Genomic DNA, 611 nt, shown 5'->3' with positions numbered 1-611 from the left:
GTGAAATCGGGTCAAGACGACCATCACACCATGACCAGCCTTCCGCTTCGCGGAGGTGCTCCGCGATGTTCTGCAGTTTTTCCAGCAGGGCGGTATCGAGCGATGCACTTTTGACATAGCCGCGGTTTTCGCTGCTGAAGAGATCAACCCGGATTTCATCCGGACTGAATGCGGCCTCTCCCACAAAGCGGAATTTGTCGCCGTTTGTGGAAACCTCTTCTGAGGTAATGAGGTTACGGATCGAGGAAACTGATACTTCATTATTCCAGGACCGTTTGCGGGCGGATTCCAGCACTTCCACCTGGCGTTTCTGATCGCTTTCGAGCGCCAGTGCCTGGCAGTGTTCGGTGGTGATTTCATCCTTCGCCAGCGCCGCCAGAATTTCGGGAGCCAGTTCGGTCAGTTTCAACATGCGCTGAACATGACGCGTACCGAACCCCAGCAAATCGCCAATCTGCGCGGGGGTTTTCCCCTGCTCTGCCAGTGTGCGGAACCCGGCGATCTGTTCAGACGGATGCATTGCCATCTGCTGTTCGTTTTCTGCCATTGATGCCGCAACAGCCAGTTCATCAGGTACCTTTTTCACCATCACCTGATATCCGGCATCGATA

The 611-nt window shown here is 54.7% G+C and carries 1 protein-coding gene; it reads right to left on the bottom strand.

Features of this window, described 5'->3' with window-relative positions; translation table 11 throughout:
- Positions 1 to 611: ParB/RepB/Spo0J family partition protein (locus ABD361_RS30495; protein WP_344440224.1), on the bottom strand; the 611-nt coding region annotated here is incomplete at both ends.

The organism is Streptomyces luteosporeus (genome assembly GCF_039532865.1).
GTDB lineage: Bacteria > Actinomycetota > Actinomycetes > Streptomycetales > Streptomycetaceae > Streptomyces > Streptomyces luteosporeus.
Note: the sequence above shows the minus strand (reverse complement) of the source record. Positions and strands in the feature narration are given on the sequence as shown.